The sequence below is a fragment of the Rubinisphaera margarita genome (assembly GCF_022267515.1).
Lineage (GTDB): Bacteria > Planctomycetota > Planctomycetia > Planctomycetales > Planctomycetaceae > Rubinisphaera > Rubinisphaera margarita.
The window spans coordinates 116412-134121 of the sequence record NZ_JAKFGB010000022.1 but is presented as its reverse complement, the minus strand read 5'-3'; the positions used below and the strand labels follow the sequence as shown (position 1 = coordinate 134121).

At 57.5% G+C, this 17710-nt stretch carries 14 protein-coding genes; 2 read left to right on the top strand and 12 right to left on the bottom strand.

Annotation, left to right across the window (positions count from 1 at the left end; genetic code table 11):
* Positions 1 to 133: 133 nt before the first annotated feature.
* The 3 genes from rplS to rpsP are packed head-to-tail and all read right to left on the bottom strand — an operon-like array spanning position 134 to position 1697.
* Positions 134 to 526 carry a 50S ribosomal protein L19 gene (rplS, locus tag L1A08_RS21805; RefSeq protein WP_238758707.1) on the bottom strand — a complete coding sequence of 131 codons (393 nt, stop codon included), beginning with the start codon at positions 524 to 526 and terminating at the stop codon, positions 134 to 136.
* A 40-nt stretch (positions 527 to 566) separates the two neighbouring features.
* The gene (gene trmD, locus L1A08_RS21800; protein WP_238758706.1) at positions 567 to 1277 is read right to left on the bottom strand and encodes a tRNA (guanosine(37)-N1)-methyltransferase TrmD; all 711 of its coding nucleotides are present in this window, start codon (positions 1275 to 1277) and stop codon (positions 567 to 569) included.
* Positions 1278 to 1316: 39 nt separating this feature from the next.
* Positions 1317 to 1697: a 30S ribosomal protein S16 gene (rpsP, locus tag L1A08_RS22795; protein WP_315860617.1), complete on the bottom strand. Its 381-nt coding sequence runs from the start codon at positions 1695 to 1697 to the stop codon at positions 1317 to 1319.
* Between the two features lie 925 nt (positions 1698 to 2622).
* Here rpsP and L1A08_RS21790 point away from each other — a divergent pair.
* Positions 2623 to 4347: a sigma-70 family RNA polymerase sigma factor gene (locus L1A08_RS21790; protein WP_238758705.1), complete on the top strand. Its 1725-nt coding sequence runs from the start codon at positions 2623 to 2625 to the stop codon at positions 4345 to 4347.
* Between the two features lie 127 nt (positions 4348 to 4474).
* Here the strand turns inward: L1A08_RS21790 and L1A08_RS21785 are convergent, their stop codons facing one another.
* Together L1A08_RS21785 and L1A08_RS21780 are read right to left on the bottom strand one after the other, a co-directional pair.
* Positions 4475 to 5032: an NUDIX hydrolase gene (locus tag L1A08_RS21785; RefSeq protein ID WP_238758704.1), complete on the bottom strand. Its 558-nt coding sequence runs from the start codon at positions 5030 to 5032 to the stop codon at positions 4475 to 4477.
* A gap of 174 nt (positions 5033 to 5206) precedes the next feature.
* Entirely contained in the window at positions 5207 to 5938 is a 732-nt protein-coding gene (locus L1A08_RS21780; RefSeq protein ID WP_238758703.1) for a DUF3467 domain-containing protein, read from the bottom strand.
* Between the two features lie 152 nt (positions 5939 to 6090).
* On the opposite strand from L1A08_RS21780, the gene L1A08_RS21775 reads away from it, so the two are divergent.
* The gene (locus L1A08_RS21775; protein WP_238758702.1) at positions 6091 to 8568 is read left to right on the top strand and encodes an ATP-binding protein; all 2478 of its coding nucleotides are present in this window, start codon (positions 6091 to 6093) and stop codon (positions 8566 to 8568) included.
* A gap of 295 nt (positions 8569 to 8863) precedes the next feature.
* On the opposite strand, the gene L1A08_RS21770 is transcribed toward L1A08_RS21775, so the two are convergent.
* The 7 genes from L1A08_RS21770 to L1A08_RS21740 form a co-directional block, all read right to left on the bottom strand.
* Positions 8864 to 9643: a FliA/WhiG family RNA polymerase sigma factor gene (locus L1A08_RS21770; protein WP_238758701.1), complete on the bottom strand. Its 780-nt coding sequence runs from the start codon at positions 9641 to 9643 to the stop codon at positions 8864 to 8866.
* A gap of 186 nt (positions 9644 to 9829) precedes the next feature.
* A complete protein-coding gene (locus L1A08_RS21765; RefSeq protein WP_238758700.1) occupies positions 9830 to 10096 on the bottom strand; it encodes a hypothetical protein in 267 nt (88 codons plus the stop codon).
* Between the two features lie 233 nt (positions 10097 to 10329).
* Positions 10330 to 11241, bottom strand: a complete 912-nt coding sequence (locus L1A08_RS21760) for a MinD/ParA family protein (RefSeq protein ID WP_315860616.1) — start codon at positions 11239 to 11241, stop codon at positions 10330 to 10332.
* A gap of 53 nt (positions 11242 to 11294) precedes the next feature.
* On the bottom strand, positions 11295 to 12617 hold the full coding sequence (gene flhF / locus L1A08_RS21755) for a flagellar biosynthesis protein FlhF (protein WP_238758699.1): 1323 nt from the start codon (positions 12615 to 12617) through the stop codon (positions 11295 to 11297).
* A 279-nt stretch (positions 12618 to 12896) separates the two neighbouring features.
* On the bottom strand, positions 12897 to 15035 hold the full coding sequence (flhA, locus tag L1A08_RS21750) for a flagellar biosynthesis protein FlhA (protein WP_238758698.1): 2139 nt from the start codon (positions 15033 to 15035) through the stop codon (positions 12897 to 12899).
* A gap of 178 nt (positions 15036 to 15213) precedes the next feature.
* Entirely contained in the window at positions 15214 to 15681 is a 468-nt protein-coding gene (gene ruvX, locus L1A08_RS21745) for a Holliday junction resolvase RuvX (protein WP_238758697.1), read from the bottom strand.
* On the bottom strand, positions 15671 to 17383 hold the full coding sequence (locus L1A08_RS21740) for a response regulator (protein WP_238758696.1): 1713 nt from the start codon (positions 17381 to 17383) through the stop codon (positions 15671 to 15673). The genes ruvX and L1A08_RS21740 overlap by 11 nt, the downstream gene beginning before the upstream one ends.
* Positions 17384 to 17710 lie beyond the last annotated feature (327 nt).

The following is a 17710-nucleotide window of genomic DNA, read 5'->3' as shown; positions in this document are numbered from 1 at the left end:
CCGAATGCGGGTGAATCAGTGTTCAACCGGTTTCAGGTGGATGCCGTTCTCCCAACCCGTGGGGTTCCAATAAAAAAGGTTCGGCAGCGCATCAGGCGCCAGCCGAACCTTTTCTTGATTCTGGACCGCAAGATTACTTGCTGGCCGTTCCGACTTCGACTTCACCGACCTTGGCGCGACGTTCGCGGAGACGGGTCGCCTTACCGACGCGGTCACGAAGATAGAACAGCTTGGCGCGGCGAACCCGAGCGTGACGCAGCACGACGACTTCGGCCACCTTCGGGGAGTGAACCGGGAAGGTTCGTTCGACACCTTCACCAGCCACGATGCGGCGAACGGTGAAGTTTTCCCGGGTTCCGCCACCACGGCGTGCGATGATCACACCGTTGAAAACCTGGATGCGTTCTTTGTCGCCTTCCAGAATTCGGGTGTGCACATCGACGGTGTCGCCAATCTCGAATTTCAGCGGGGTTTCGCGAAGACTGGTCTCTTCGGCAACCTTCAAAAGTTCCTGTCGATTTCGCATCGCACTATTTCCTCAACCTGATTTGTGAGTTGAATCTGACTTATTTCGAGCCCGAAGAGCTCTCGCGGTTCGAAGCCGCCTGATCGTCCTGTCGACGCCTGGTTCGATCCAGGCTCTGTTTCTGTCGCCAGCGTTCGACCTCGGCGTGATTACCGCTGAGCAGAACGTCCGGCACCTGCATGCCCCGATAGTCGCGAGGCCGCGTGTATTGCGGGTATTCCACCTGGCCCGGATCGGAAAAGGAATCCAACCGGGCACTCTCTTCATCACCGAGCAGTCCGGGGATGAGCCTCATGACTGCTTCAATGATAATCATGGCAGGCACTTCGCCGCCATTGCAGATGAAGTCTCCGATCGAGATTTCCAGGGGCTGAAGCCCTTCGACAATCCGGTGATCGAATCCTTCATACCGTCCGCAGAGCAGAATCAGACGTTCCTGCTCTGACAGTTGTTCCACCAGTTGCTGATCAAGTCGCCGCCCGTTCGGGGTCAGCATAATCAACTGTCCGGGGGAACTGCCCTGCTGGCGGACATCTTCGACACAGCGAAAGATGGGATCGCAGCTGAGGAGCATGCCAGGGCCGCCGCCGTAAGGGCGATCGTCCACTGATTGATGTTTATCGGTTGCCCAGTCCCGAAAATTCCACAAATGAATTTCGAGAAGCTGGCGTTGCAATGCTTTGTGCAGCAGGCTTTCGCCCAGGAATCCCTGGAAAAGACCAGGGAAGATTGTCAGCACATCGAATCGCACGAGAACGACCTGTTATTCAACTGGTCCATTGACCGGAGTTTAGCCTTCGCTGTTTTCTTCAGCCGGCTGTTCTTCGGCTGGTGTCTCCTCGGCGGAGGCTTCTTCGGCCGGGGCTTCCGGTTCCGGAGCCTTCGGAGCGGTCATCGGGGGCGGCTGCTTGACCGCACCCCAATCGTTTTCACGGACCTTACGAATCAGGACGTTGACCTTCTCAGACGGCTGAGCGCCGACGGAGAGCCAGTAGTCGACCCGCTCCAGATCCACTTTCACGCGTTCGGACTTCTCACGAACCATGGGATCGTACGTGCCGATTTCTTCGATCGTCTTGCCGTCACGTGGTACCCGCGAGTCCATCACGCAGATACGAAAGAACGGGCGATGCGTTCGCCCCAGTTTCTTCATTCGAATTCGAACAGACACCGTGTATTCCTCTATTTGTAACCAATGGCCGATCAGGCTTGCCCCGTCCGTACCACGACCGAGAATCAACTCTCTCGAGGTCGCTTTAGCGTAGCAGACAAGCCGTGTTCTCAAATGGACCGACGGCGGGATCCCGACGTTTCCCTCGCAAGCAAGCCAGCAGTGTAACAGCTTCTTCTGATTTTGAAAGTCTCGTTGACCAAAAAACCGCGAGTGGGGAAAGGAGGGGGCTCGGGCATCCGGAAGCTGTCTGATCACAGTCGTGCCCCGGAATTTCTGAAGGCTTTCCCCCTGATTTTCAGGCAACGCATCAGCGTCTGTGCAATCGTTCGTTTTTTAATGATTCTTTCTTTTTTTCGTGGACGCCCTTTGTTTCGGTGGTAGCATGGACTCGGAGAAGAGGGGGGATGACGTATCGTCCGTGATTTATGATGAATCACCATTCCCAACGGCAACCCTCGACTGGCCAGGATGAGAGATTCATTCGGCTTCCGGTTGCCGGAGCCTGAGCCTTCTGGCCGGGCGAAGATTTGACGCCAGTGCGTCTCGTTGCAAGGGAATTCTCCTGTGAAGACCTATGACATGGATTGTCTGCCAGCCGAGCCATTTGCGGCCCGCTTAGTACCCGGCTCTCTCTCCCCAGCTGTTTCTTCCGCTTAGGAATTTATCGGCTCTCTGTTCGGTCATTTCTGGCCTGAAGAGATGTCTGATTATCTGTTGCGATAGCACATGAATGTGGATGAATCGCATTTTGGCGATTTTCTGAGAGGGCCTGACGGCCAGACTTGTTTTCCGTATCGATCGTTGGCATGGTGGCACACTTTGCGTCGCCTGCGGGTCTCCGCTCCTGGAGCCAACCCGATTCGGTGATAGCCGCGTAATGGAGACACGCGATTTTATGACTTCTTTCCCAAGTGAGGAGTGTATGGTGCCTCGATTCAGCGAATCGATTCAACCGTTGATGGATGCCGCAAAGAAGGACGGGCGGCTCAGTTATCAGAGTATGGACGACTTCCTTCCGGATGAAGGCGGTGATCCCACTCTGATTGACCAGATCGTGCTCGCGCTCGACGAACTTAACATTGATATGTTCGACGATCCTGCAGCTCGGCAAGTGGCTCCCACAGCGAAAGTTGAAACTGTCGAAAAATCGGATGATGAGATCAGCGACGATGTCGCTCGAGCTCTGATCGGACCGGAAACCCCGGTCTCCTCGCGGGATCCGATCCGCATGTATCTCAGTCAGATGGGCAATATTCCCCTGCTCACCCGCGCTGACGAAATCTTCCTGGCCAAGCAGATCGAGGTCACCCGCAAACGCTTCCGCCGTACGGCCGTTGAATCGGACTACGCGCTGGGCATCATTGTTGAGATGTTCGAGAAGGTGAATTCGGGAGAACTTCCCTTCGAGCGGACACTGCGGACATCGGAAACGGAAAACGCTCAGAAAGAGCAGATCCTCGGCCGTATGGAGCCGAACCTGCAAACCCTGCGGCATCTCATGTCTCGCAACCGCGAAGACTTCCAGATCCGCATGGAAGAAGACGCTTCGGCTGAAGAACGCAAGGCCGCTCTGCTGCGGATGATTGTTCGTCGTCGCAAGATGGCTTGTCTGGCCGAAGAATTGAGTCTGCGAACTCAACGGCTGCAGCCGGTCATTAAGCGGATGGAGCAGCTTGCCGATCGAATCACTCAGCTTCAGCGGGACATTAAACGTCTTCGCCGGATTCCATCCTCGGCTCGCGATCTCGAACTGATGCAGAACGAACTGCACGAGATTGTCTACGAAACGTTGGAAACCCCGGACGAGTTCGTGGCCCGGACTCGTGAAATCCGCCGACGATTCGCTTCCTGGACGACTGCCAAGCAGAAGTTGTCTGGCGGAAACCTGCGGCTGGTTGTTTCCATCGCCAAGAAGTACCGCAACCGTGGTCTCAGCTTCCTGGATCTGATTCAGGAAGGAAACGCCGGCCTGATGCGTGGCGTTGAGAAGTACGAGTACCGCCGTGGCTACAAGTTCTCGACCTACGCCACATGGTGGATTCGGCAGGCCATCACACGAGCCGTCGCCGATCATGCCCGGACCATTCGTATTCCGGTCCACATGTTCCAGAGCATTTCGACTCTGAAAGCCAAAGCCGAGCAGATTCGCCAGGAAACCGGTCGCGAGCCGACCATGGAAGAACTGGCCGCCGCGATTGATATGTCGGTTGAAGAAACCGAACGGATCATGAAAACCTGGAAGCATCCAGTCAGCCTGGATACTCCCGTCGGTGAGTCGGAAGACAGCAGCTTCGGCGACTTCCTGCAGGATGAGTCGGAAAGCACTCCGGCCGACACGGCCATGCAGCAGATGCTGCGGGACAAGATTAATCATGTCCTCAAGAGCCTGACTTATCGCGAGCGCGAGATCATCAAGCTGCGGTACGGTCTGGGCGATGGCTACAGCTACACGCTCGAAGAAACCGGCCGCATCTTCAAGGTGACCCGGGAGCGTATTCGCCAGATCGAATCGAAGGCTCTCCGCAAGCTGCAGCACCAGACTCGCAGCAATCACCTGAAAGGCTTTGTCGACGCCATGTACCCGCTGCTCGATGGGGACATCGAACCAGCCGCCGCGCCGGTTGATGAAGCAATCGTCAGCGCTTAAGCCTGACACGGTCACGAAATCAAAAGCCATGCTCACCCAATGTGAGCATGGCTTTTTTATGTGTCTCCCCTGTCCCTTCTCCGGTCTCTCCGCCTTTAATCAGAAGGGTTGACGTGAGCGGTTGGCCTCAGGAGGGCTTCCGACCGGACACGGTTTCCACATCTTCCACCGGCACGGTGAATGGCGGAAATGTTTCCAGGTGCTTTGACTCGTTGTAGTGGTTCAGCGCCCAACGATTGGAAAGAAACGCGAGTTCGTCCCAGGGGATGTCGTCCCAGTCGTAGAGCGCGACTTCGAGGCTTTCCGGTCCCGGTCCGAATTCGGGAGACGTCATCTGGCCGCGATAGATCAGATGCATCTGTCCGGCTCGGGGAATCGAATAGGCTCCGAGTAGAGCGTTGATCTCGACCTGGAGCAGGGCTTCTTCCCGCGCTTCCCGCTGAGCCCCTTCCTCAGCCGTCTCTCGCAGTTCCATGAAACCCGCAGGGATGGTCCAGTATCCATGACGAGGTTCGATCGCGCGACGGCAAAGGAGAATCTTTTCTTCCCAGGTCGCGACCACACCGACAATCACCTTGGGGTTCTCGTAATGGATCCAGCCGCAGCGATTGCACGTGAGCCGTTCTCGATCGTCTCCGATCGGAGTCTTCCGTTCAAAATGAGTCGGTGGGTCGTAACCCGTCATCGTCCGTCCGCCAGTTCGTCTGTCAGAGTCATGTCGGGGCAGCGTTTTGCTCGGCAGCACTCTGCTCGCATGAAGCAGTCGTAACGGCAGCTTGCTGCCGCCGGTCATTGGGAGCGGCCCTGCAAGCAGGTTACCCGAGCTGCAAGGGAATGTTCAATGTTTCCGACCTGAAACTCAGGGAGCATCTTCGGGCGGCGGCGTCTGGGGCGGCGGCGGATTGCGGCGACGGAACTGATCGAAGGAGTGCGACAACGAATTCAGCAGCGGCGGAACCTGCGGCACAGCCATGAAGACGCGGGCTGTGACCGAAGACCGCGGATAAATGTTGGTCACGAAGTCGAAGCAGAACTCAGTGGCCGAGTGTCGGATCAGAACGGCGTTGGCGTACGCTCCGCCGAGCATGTTGTCGTCGAGCTTGAGGTCGTCGTAAATCTCGTCGATCGACGGGGTGCCCCGCCCTTTCGACCCGGATTCCTCGGAGGCAGCGATGTTGCCATCCGGTCCGATGGATCCGACGAAGCTGCCGTGAACGGTTCCCGAGCCTTCGGGCGGCTTGGGAGCGTCAGGCGTCTTCTTCGCCGTCGTGCCCGGCTTGACCAGATCGGGAACAACGCCGAACTGCTTCTCGTAATTGCCGAGACTTTCCCGCAGCGTTCTGACAAACTGCTCGACTACGGGAACGGGGAGAACGACCCGAGCCATCACGCGGTCCGGTTTCCCCATTCGCAGGACGAAGTCGAGCACGAATTCAAAGTTGCCGCTCAGGATGACCGCGGCGTTGGAGAAGACTCCCATTGCCGCGTTTTCCGTCACGCGAGCCGTGACGGCCCGGTGCTGAAACTCGGCATGCATCGGCTCGGGGGAGTCGTTATCATCGGGTTCGTTTTCCGGGTGTGACGCGTTCATGTCGGCCTGTTCGAAAAGTTCAGGTTCGGGCTGTTTGTTTCACCTGTAACCGATCCCTGTCCGGGAGTAAAGGCGGGCCATTCTGGTCCACGCGTGCCGGATGGTGTCAAGCCTGGTCTCATCATAATCCTCCTCCGCCAAGAGCATACCGCATGACGTTGCCGAATTATGAAAAACTGGGTGTCTTCTACCTCGGACGCGAGTACGACCTGGAAAAGGATGCGCCGAAGTCAGATGTTGTTCTCTACGAAAGCAAAGACCTGACCACACATGCCGTCTGTGTCGGAATGACCGGCAGCGGGAAGACCGGGCTTTGTCTTTCCCTGCTGGAAGAAGCGGCGATCGACAGTATCCCCGTGATTGCCATCGATCCCAAGGGGGATCTCGGAAACCTGCTGCTGACCTTCCCGGAACTGTCAGCCGAACAGTTTGCCCCCTGGGTCGACGAAGGCGAAGCGCAGCGAAACGGCAAGACGGTCGAACAATATGCGAAGTCGACGGCCGAAAAGTGGCGATCCGGACTGGCCGAATGGGATCAGCAACCGGAGCGGATCGCCAAGTTTCGCGATGCGGTCGACCTGGCGATCTACACGCCCGGCAGCGATGCCGGGCTCCCGGTCTCGGTGATTCAGTCGTTCGCCGCCCCCAATCAGAAGGTTCTCAACGACTCCGATGCGTTCCGCGATCGGGTGATGTCGGCAGTGTCGAGCCTTCTGGCCCTGCTGAAAATTGACGCCGATCCGATCAGCAGCCGGGAACATATCCTGCTCTCGAACATCCTTACGTCTGCATGGACTCAAGGCCGCAGCCTGACCATTCCCGATATTCTCCGCGAGATTCAGCAGCCGCCCTTCAACAAGGTTGGCTTCATGGATCTCGATACCTTCTTCCCGGAGAAAGATCGATTCTCGTTCGCGATTCAGGTCAACAATTTGCTCGCCTCCCCCGGTTTCGCCAGCTGGATGAAAGGGGAACCGCTCAATATCGAGCGGATGCTGATGACCAGAGCGGGCAAGCCGCGAATCTCCATCATGTCGATCGCGCATCTCTCCGATTCCGAGCGCATGTTCTTCGTGACGATTCTGCTCAACGAACTGCTTTCCTGGGTCCGCAGTCAACCGGGAACGACGTCGTTGCGGGCCATCCTTTATATGGACGAAGTCTTCGGCTACTTCCCCCCGACCGCGAATCCGCCCAGTAAACTGCCGATGCTCACGCTGCTCAAACAGGCTCGGGCGTTCGGCGTTGGTGTGGTCCTCGCGACGCAGAATCCGGTCGATCTCGATTACAAAGGACTCTCCAATACCGGAACCTGGTTTCTCGGACGACTGCAAACCGAACGCGACAAGGCCCGCGTTCTGGATGGACTGGAGAGTGTCGCCAGTTCGACGGGGACGAGCTTCAATCGCAGCGAGATGTCGAACATTCTCTCTGGACTCGGGTCGCGAAAGTTTCTGCTTCACAATGTCCACGAGAACCATCCGGTCGTGTTCCAGACGCGGTGGGCACTCTCCTATCTGCGCGGTCCGCTGACGCGGCAGCAGATTGCGGAACTGATGAAGGACCGGAAAGCGGCCCTCGCAACTCAGTCGCCGTCAAAGTCGTCGCCCCGTGCCGATGCGGCTTCGGTTTCCGCTCCCGCCTTTGAACAGCCGGCGACCGCGACCCTGGCTCCCGCGATTTCGGATTCGATCTGTCAGCGTTATCTGGCGATTGTGCGGCCGCTGCCGAACAACGCGCGGCTCGTCTACTATCCCGGTTTGCTGGGGATGGCGAAGGTCCACTACGTGGACTCGAAGTCAGAGGTCGACCTGTGGAAGGAAGCGGCCCTGGTGATTGAAGAGTACGCCGAGAATGTGATCGACATCTGGGAGACCTGCGAGATCCACTGGTCTCCGGATCTGTCGTTCGAGTCGTCCGCGGAATCCAATGCCGGCTTCGCGGAACTCTCGTCCGATCTGACGAAGTACAACAACTACCGATCGTGGCGGAAGCATCTTCGGGATTACATCTATCGAGACGTTTCCCTGCCGTTGTGGCGGGAGCCGGAGTCGTCACTCTACTCCACTCCGGAGGAGTCCGAGTCCGGATTTCGAATGCGGGTGGCGCAAGAGATTCGCGAGCAGAATGATCTCGATGTGGAGAAGCTGAAGGCGAAGTACAAATCGAAATTTGAAACGGCCCGTGATCGCGTGCTTCGAGCCGAAGAGCGGGTGAAGCGAGAGGAAGCACAGTTCAAGGAGCAGTCCTACAGTTCGTTCATCTCGATCGGGTCTTCGATTCTCGGGGCGTTGATGGGGCGGAAAGTGCTCTCGAAAACGAACGTCTCCAAAGGAGCGACCGCGATGCGTAGCGCGGGCCGCGCTGCTCGAGAGAAGGGGGATATCGCCGTCGCTCAGGAGAAGCTGAAGGTTGAGCAGGAGAAACTGCATTCGCTTGAGAAGGAGTTCGACAAGGAAGTCGAGACGCTCGAACAGCGTGTGGACCCGGCTCAGTTGCCGGTCGAACGCTACCCCGTGAGGCCGCGGAAAAGCGATATCAACGTCGCCGATGTCGCCCTGCTCTGGATGCCATTCGCTGTGAGCGCCGACGGCCGCCGTGAAGCTCTGTTCGAGATCGCCGAAAGCTGATCGCCTCCTGGCGACCGGCGACAACATGTGCTGCACGTCTGCCAGGCAATCCGTAGCGGCGGCATCTTGTCGCCGAATGCGTCTGGCTGAGATTAGATTCGTTGGGCTTCCGTCGAAGGCTCCACTTCTTTTTCCGACGAGCCGCTGATTTGCTGGTCGAGCATCGCACATCCATTCGACGGTGAGTTACCGCCACTCCATGAGTGCTCGAACATCACGGGCTACCAACGCAAGCGGGGCGGAGTGTTGGTGACCACTCCGCCCCGCTCTGTTGGACAAACTCAACTGCTGTGGATCAGGCGAATTCCGGCCGTCGCTGGCGGAGCTGATCTTTCAGTCGATTGACGATGCTGGAATGCATCTGGCTCACGCGGGACTCGGAGAGTCCGAGCGTGGTCCCGATTTCCTTCATCGTCAGTTCTTCGTAGTAGTACAGGATCATGATGAGCCGCTCGTTGCGATTCAGACCCTTGGTGACGAGCTTCATGATGTCGCGTTTCTGGATGCCGTTGGTCGGGTCTTCACCCTTGCCGTCTTCCAGAATGTCGACTTCACGAACGTCTTTATAGCTGTCGGTCTCGTACCACTTCTTGTTGAGGCTGACGAGATTCACGGCGGAAGCTTCCGTCTTCATCTTGTCGAACTCTTCGAGTGGAATCTCGAGCTTTCTTGCAATTTCACGGTCCGTCGGGGGACGGCCGACCTCGGCTTCCACGGCTTTGCGAGCCGCTTCAAGCTTGCTGGCCTTGCTGCGAACGAGACGAGGAACCCAGTCCATGGTTCGCAGTTCGTCGAGCATGGCCCCGCGAATACGCGGAACGCAATAGGTTTCGAATTTCACGCCGCGGGACATATCGAATGCGTCGATCGCATCCATCAGTCCGAACACGCCGGCTGACATGAGGTCATTCATGTCGACGCCTTCGGGCAACTTGGCCCAGACGCGTTCTGCGTTATAACGAACCAGAGGCAGGTACCGTTCGATCAGACGATTGCGCAGTCGCTGGTTCGTCTGATCTTTTTTATAGGCTTCCCAAGTTTCTTGGATTTCCTCTGGTGATAATTTTGTCGCCATTGACTCCTCCATTGAGTGTCTCATTGTTGCCTTGCGGCAGCTGAGTCCGTCCAGAGACGCTTGCCCAGAATGAAAGTGGTTTACTCGCAGATCTTGTAGCGACCGTATTTCTGCCGTCGGCAATTGGCAGCGGTCTTATGGGTAAGCACTTCCAGCGCGGTCCTGGTCGCGGACTGCCGACAGGTCTTATTGACCAGTCGAACCGGCGGACGACTTCAGACCGTTTTGCTCGGCTTCCTGAAGGTCACTTGAAGCTGCCAGTTCGCGGGCGGCGAGTTCTTCCATCATGTGGCGACTGATTTCTCCAATGGCAAAACCAATGCCAAAGAAGACCAGGCCCGTGATTGCAGAGTTCGTGATCCCGCTTGAAAAGGCAGCCCCTTCCCAGATGCAACGGACAAGCGTCGTCACAAAGGCAAGTGAGCCAACATGAAAGGCGAAGTGAAGTGCCATTTCCGATTCCGATGCCTTATTTGTTCGTCGATGAATTGCCCTTCAGGAATTCATTCGATGAGTAAACACTTCATCAGAGATCGGCATTTCGCGTGATGTAAATTCAGTCCTTTCCGTGTAAATTCTTTAATCGTTAAATCTTGACAGTTGTAGAAATGTTCCGTTTCCCGCTTAGTACGAACGCATAATCAACCCGGAAACGTGATTTCTCCAACGGTGCTTCCTCGTTCTGGTCAGGCCGCAGCCTGCTTCTCCGCCAGCAACCGTTTTCCGATCGGTTCAACTGCCGAAGCCAGAGTGTTCTGATGAGTGACAGCCAGCAGCCGACCCAGTTGTTGGATCGCCTGGCAGGCCGCCGTTTGAGCGTCCTGAACCATCGCCGGCCGCCGTGTGGCAATGGACCGGCGAATCGATTCGTCCTCCGGTACGCAGCCCAGGACGTTGACGTCGGCGTTCAGAAACTGCCGTGATGTTTTCTTGAGATTCGTAATTGCCTGCTGAGCCTCGCGGGTGTCGCAGCGGTTGAACAGCAGGCGAATGTCGGGCAGCTCGCTGGCGTGATAGACCTTCAAGGCGGCGTAGGTGTCGGCCAGAGACGTGATTTCCAGCGTCGAAACGAGCAACACCGTGTCTGCACCGGCAGCGAATTGACGCGTGCTGCGATGCACGCCGCTGCCACAGTCGAGGATCAGGAAGTCGAATTCCTGATCGAGCTGATTAAGTTCCTTGAGCAGTCGTTCCCGCTCGCCGCTGGGGGAATCGGCCAGGTCGACCAGTCCGCTCGCTCCGGGCAGAATCGAAATTCCGGCTGGTCCGGGGAGCATGATCTCGCGGAGAGAGCGTGAGTTGTTGAGGACGTGGGAGAGATTCCAGTAGCCGTTCAGACCGCACATCAGATCGAGATTGCCCAGTCCAAGATCGGCATCGAGCACGCAGACGCGATGCCCTTCGCTGGCCAGTGCAATTGCCAGATTCAGCGAGATGACCGACTTGCCGACGCCTCCTTTACCGCTCGTCACGGCAATCGTGTGAGCGGAACGTCGAGGCGACGCCGGAGCCATTGCTGAGCTGCTGCTCCAGGCGGATTTCGCCTGGTTGATCAGTGATCGCAGTTCGGCGGCCTGGTCGATGTGGGGGTTGGTCATGATGGTCGGAATGTTCTGAGTGAAGAGGAGACGAGCGGAGGATCAGCGAGAAGTCAGACAGGAGCGGGCAAGGAGACTCGCTCCTGTCCCAGGATCAGCCGCGTGGCGCGGGTGGCGTGAGCCGGCTCGATGTCGTGAGGGACGTTCTGGCCGGTGGTGAGATAGCTCAGCGGCAACCCGAGTTGACCGACATTCATGATGCTTCCGAGTCCGGGAGCTTCGTCGAGCTTGGTGAGAATCGTGGAGGTGGGACGGATCGACTGGAACTTCTCGACCGTTGTTCGCAGATGTCGATAGCCAGCGGTCGCACTGAGGACGAGGTGAATTTCGTCGACGACGATGTCGGAAAGAACCGTCTTGAGTTCCTGCAGTTTCAGGTCGTCCTGCGGGCTCCGGCCAGCGGTGTCGATCAGGATCAGATCCATCCCGGCCAGGTCGTCGACGGCCTGTTTCATCTCCGCAGCCGAGGTGACCACCTTCATCGGGAGATCGATGATTTCCGCATACGTGCGGAGCTGTTCAACAGCGGCGATCCGGTAGGTGTCGACCGTAATCAATCCCATGCGGATGTTGTCCCGCAGGCGGAAGTTGGCAGCCAGCTTGGCAATCGTCGTTGTTTTGCCGACACCCGTGGGGCCGACGAGAGCAACGACTCTGGTCTGTCCAGGCGTGACTTCAATCGAGCCGTTGCAGCGAATTTCTGATTCGATCATCGCGAACAGTTTGCGATGCAGAGCTTCGGGATCGTTGAGTTCGCGGATATCGCAGCGGGTCTTCAGGCGGGTGATCAATTCGCGAGCGAGAGATTCTTCGACCTCGGCGTCCATCAGTTCGGTGTAGAGCGTGAACAGCTCCGGCGGAATGTCACGGGAGACGCCCTGTTTCACCTGGGCGGTCAACTGCTCGACCATCTTCTGCATGGCGTCGAGTCGCTCGCTGACCATTCGCTCGAGTTTGCGTGATTCGAGCTCATCGGCTTTTCGCTGGGCAGGTTCGCTGGATTTCTTCGAAGTGTGAACGACCGGAGAGACGGGTTCTTCGCGTCGACGATCGTCGCTGATTCCTCTATCTACTGGAGTGGATCGTTGTGCGGGGCGTTGCTGATAAACCGAAAGATCGGGTGCAGCGGCTTCTTCCTGCTCGTCGCGAACGGGAGCAGGTGTCGGGCGGCGCCGACTCGGGGCGGGAACCGGACCTTGACCATCGTCGGGGATTGCGACGATCTCAGTCTCCACGCGTTCCTTCTGCCAGGGGAATTTCCCTTTGCGAGCAATCTGACGCGTATGGAAGATCAGTGCATCAGGACCGAGATCTTCCCGGACCAGGCGGAGAGCTTCCTGCATCGTATCGGCGCGATAGGTTCTGAAGTCCGACATGGGAATTCCTTGGGAGACGAACGTACGTTCTACGCCGCACCGGGGAGGAGCGTTTTGACGTCGTCAGGAAGGGAGGGATTAAATTAGGTAGGGTGATGTCAACAGTTCGGGTGACGCTGGCGTCCTGCCGGGGTCGTGCTGTGTGCGGCCTTCTGTGGAAAGCACTGGCGAAGCCAGCGGCACGCAGCCCGAGATGTCGACTTCGATCGTATTGAGGAAGGGGGGATTGAGCCCTGGTGAGGCTCGGTGTTCGGTTTCAGTGAGCCCTGGAAAGGCTCATTAGACAGTTTGACGGGGCGTGGGACGTCCCGGAGAGGGGGGAGCTTGTTCGCGTTGCCGCGATGATTGGGGGAGGACAGAGTGGGACACGTGGCCGACAGCTTCAACCTCCGTATCCCGAGTGATTTCATTAAGGCTGAGGACAGCCAGTTTGGGCAGATCGCCCGACGTGATCAGTTTCAGACCCGCCCGCACCTGCGGTGTGCAGATCACGACGGGAGCGTGACCGGTGCGGACCAGTTTCTCGAGTTGATCAGCCAGCCCTTTGACGACCGCTTCGCAGATCGGCTGCGAGAGTTTGCTGATCAGTCCTCGTTCAGTGAATTCAAATCCGGCTGCCAGAACATCTTCCAGGGACGGATCGAGGGTCACAACATGCATGACACGCTTCGAATCGCGATACTGCTGGCAGAGAGTCCGGGACAACGCGTGGCGGACATACTCGGTGAGGATCGTGAGGTCCTTGGTCCGATCGGCGAAGTCGGAGAGTGTTTCGAGAATGGCTTCGAGATCGCGAATCGGCACCCGTTCCTGCAGCAGGTTTTCGAGGACCTGTTGAACCTGACTGGCTCGGAGGATATCGGGGACGAGTTCTTCGACGACCTTCGGTGAGGTTTCTTTGAGGTGTTCGAGCAGTTCATGAACCTGCTGTCGCGACAGGAGTTCGCCGGCGTGGTCACGCACGACTTCCGTCAGATGAGTGACCAGAACGGCACTCGGTTCGACGATGCTGAATCCCATCATCTCGGCTCGTTCCCGCTGGCGTGGTTCAATCCACTTTGCGGGGCGGCCGTAGGCCGGTTCAATGGTGTCGAGGCCCTGAATGTCTCCGCTGGCCAGTCCGGTATTGATGGCGAGCAGGCGATCGGCATGAATCTCGCCCCAGGCAATCGGCACGCCGCGAATCTTGAATTGATAGTCCCGCTGCTTGAGCCGCATGTTATCCCGAATGCGAACCTTCGGCATGATGATCCCCAGGTCCTGTGCGATGCGGTTGCGAACCTTGGTGACCCGATCGAGCAGGTCGCCGCCACGGGAAGGATCGGCCAGTTGCAGCAGGGCAATTCCGAGGTCGAGTTCCATCGGATCGACCTGCAGATGGTCTTCCGGTGTCGGAGCCGGCTTTGGCTGCTGTTCCTGTTCCTGTTGTTCGTGTTCCTGCTGCACGATCTGCCGCTGGGTATTCTGTTGCAACATCACGCCGATTGCCGCACAGCCGACGCCGAGCGAAAGCATTGGAGCGGTTGGCAGACCAGTGAAAGCCAGACAGACGAGAAACGCGGAGGCCAGGAACATGGCGACCGGATGGCGGAACAACTGCCCGACCATATCTCCCGGGAGGTTACTGTCGATACTGGTCCGGGTCACAATCAGGCCGGCGGCCAGTGAAATCAGAAAGGCGGGCACCTGGGTGACGAGTCCGTCCCCAATGGTCAGCGTGGTGAAGACACTGATCGCGTCTCCGAAGGCCATGCCTTCCTGGACCATGCCGACGTAGAAGCCGCCGATGATATTGATGATCGTAATCACGATACTGGCGATGGCATCGCCACGGACGAACTTACTGGCACCGTCCATCGCCCCGTAGAAGTCGGCCTGCTGGCTGATTTCTTCACGACGGGCTTTGGCCTGTTCGGACGTGATCAGTCCGGCATTCAGGTCGGCATCAATCGCCATCTGCTTACCCGGCATCCCGTCGAGGGCGAATCGGGCGGCCACTTCACTGATACGCGTGGCACCTTTGGTAATCACCAGGAACTGAATCGCGATCAGAATGACGAAGATAATCACCCCGACTGTAGGCGAACCGCCGGCGACAAACCCGCCGAAGGCCGCAATCACGCCCCCGGCTGCTTCCGTTCCCTGGGTCGCGGCCCCGGTCAGAATCAGTCGAGTGGAAGCGACGTTGAGCACGAGTCGAGAAAGCGTGGTACCGAGCAAAATGGCCGGGAAGACGCTGAATTCAAGCGGGTTTTGTACGTGAATCGTCGTGAGCAGAATGATCACCGCGAGCGTGATGTTACATGCCAGAAGCATGTCCATCATGATCGGCGGCATCGGCGCAACGATCACCAGCACCGAGGTGATGATGAGCACCGGGAAGATCAGGCTCAGATTTCTTTGCAGTACTGACTGCATGGGTGGGAACTCCGCTCTCTTGCAGGACGCAAGAGCGACAGATGACGATTCGGTTGGATAGTTTTGTCATCGTTGCCCGCGGGAAGGGATGGTGCGGGCGATAGGACAGGCTTGAGGGCCGAGTGATATGGGATACCCCTCTGGCGTGTCCAGATAAAATCTTAAGATTTGGTTCAAGTCACCGGCCGTGAAGAGCCGAAGGCGGTGCCGAGCGGTCGGGAGCATCGAGAAACGACTGGAGCATAGACTGGGCGGCCAGCTTGTCGAGATGTTGCTTGCGTTTGGCTTGCGACAATCCGAATTCGCGTAAGTGGTTGTCAGCTATAGAGCTGGTGAAACGCTCGTCCCAGTAAGTGACAGGAAGCGAAGTCTCTTCGCCGAGCCAGTCCCCGTATTCCCGGGCGAGCTTCGCCTTCTCACCTTCGTCTCCGCTCATGTGAACGGGCAGTCCGACCACGAGCCCTTTGATGCGATATTCATTGCAGATCTTACAGATTGTGCGTGCTTCCGGGGCCGGTTGAGACCGCTGCATGATCTCTAAAGCGGAGGCAATCGACTGATCGGGGGTCGAAATCGCGATTCCGACCCGCTTCGAACCGTAATCGATCCCCAAAAGTGCCCCTGATGTCGGAAACTCAGCAGTCACCGGATCCGCTTTCGCAGTCAGGACCGTCTTCGCCAGACATCACGGCTCCTTCGACCTCATTAATAAGTTGATCGAGCCGAAAGGGCTTGTACAAAACGGCTTTAAGGCCCATTTGGCGACATTTCACAATGGAATGAGACGGGTCGTAGCCGAACCCGGTCATCAGAATGATCGGCAATTGTTCGTGAATTTCCCGTAAACGACAGAAGCAGTCGAAGCCGGTCATGTCATCGAGCCGAATGTCGACGATCACGGCGTCATAATGGGACGACTTGGCCAGCCGGCAAGCTTCACCACCATCGTGGGCAGTTTCCACATGGCACCCGAAGCGGCCAAGCAGTTCGTGGGCAGCCCGGCGGACTCCCTCATCCGAGTCGATTACCAGGATACATTTGTTGCGGAGCTTCGGCCGATCGTGCTTGGGCTTATATAAGACGTGTGCGGCATCCGGAGCGATCGTTTCGCCGACCTCACGAATTCTCTGTTTAATGTCGCGGGTATGCTTCAGGATCTGACGCAGCCGATCGGCGACATTCGGTTCGTGTCCGATATATCGCTCGAGAATCCAGGCCGCGTCATTGAGGATCTCATCGACAGGGATCGCGACCTGCTGAAGGATCTTCTGTGTACTCTGATCGGCGGTCGACGCCTTTTCGATCGCCAGCAGATCGAGCGTATTCAGAGCGATCGCGACTTCGCGGCTGAACAGTTCCAGGAATTGCAGGTCATTCTCGTCAAATGCATGATCAACGGCGCTCTCGACGTTGAACGTTCCTAAAACTTCGTCGTGGAGGCTGAGTGGCACTGTCATCGAGCTCTTGGCTCCCGGGGCTCCCGGCAGATAAAGAGGATCGTTGGAGATGTCGTCGCAGAGGTAACTCTTGCCGGAGGCGGCAACGAATCCCGTCACGCCGTTGTTCTTGGCATCGACAAACAGCTGCCGTTCGGCGGCCACTTCTTCCATGCCCATGGCCAGCAGCGGACGGAGTTGCTTGGAATCCTTGTCGATGAGCCGAATTTCGACGGTCTCAAACTCAAGAAGATCCTGCGTGTAGTGCAGGATCTTCGATTTGAGGAGTTCGATGCGTTCGTCGACGGTCAGCTCGATCATCTCCTGAGGGGACAGGTCGCCCAGATCGAGTCCCGCCTGGTAGATCGCGTTGAGTTTCTGTTGCTGGAACGTCGCTTCGGTCGTATTGCGGACAACCGCGACGAACTGTTCGACCTCGCCCCGCTGCTCGAAGATGACCGGCGTCACCCGGACTTCGAAGAACTGCTTGTCGTTCAGCTTCAGCGTGCTGGTGCGGGTTTCCCGGGAATGGCGGGAGTTCTCGATTGGACAAAGCTGATGCTCAAGCAGTTCGACATCGCCGAACAGATCGTAGAACGAAGGCTCGGTATTAATCTGGGGAGCATCGAGCATTTTGATCAGGGCATCGTTGCACCAGAGAATTTTCTGGTTGCGATCGAGCAGCGTGAGCCCATCGGGGAAGTAATCGACAATCCGGAGCACGTGCAGTAGCGAGTCGCTGGCTTCGGTCTCGTCGTGCGGAACCACGACAGCGGAAAAGTCCGTGGATTGCCAGAGTTGCTCAAGTTCGCGGACCGTGTCGCAATAGACCCTCTCGGCCTGCGCGTCGAACGTGTACGCGCCGTCGTCTTCCTCCGACGTAAGAAACAAAATCTTTTGAGCGTCCGTCACAGGATGTCGTTACTCGCTAGTCTCGGCAGCGATCGGTCGCCGGGGTGTCGGTCGGCAAGTTCAAAGAGGCGGGTGGCGGAGCAATCCGCGCGGCCAGTGGGATCTTCCAACCACGTACGTATAGGGGTGAACCTGCGATCGGCATCGGGACGTCCCGATCTCTGTCGACGGGTCCTTCTCCTAATTTATACCGAATCGTGCACAACGTACAAACTTAGAATGCCTGAACACCTGCGAAATTCAGCACTTCCGGGGGATGACAGGACACTCTGGGGTTGTGAGGAGGTGCAGTTGCTCAAACAGTGCGATACAATGCCCGCCCCTTAC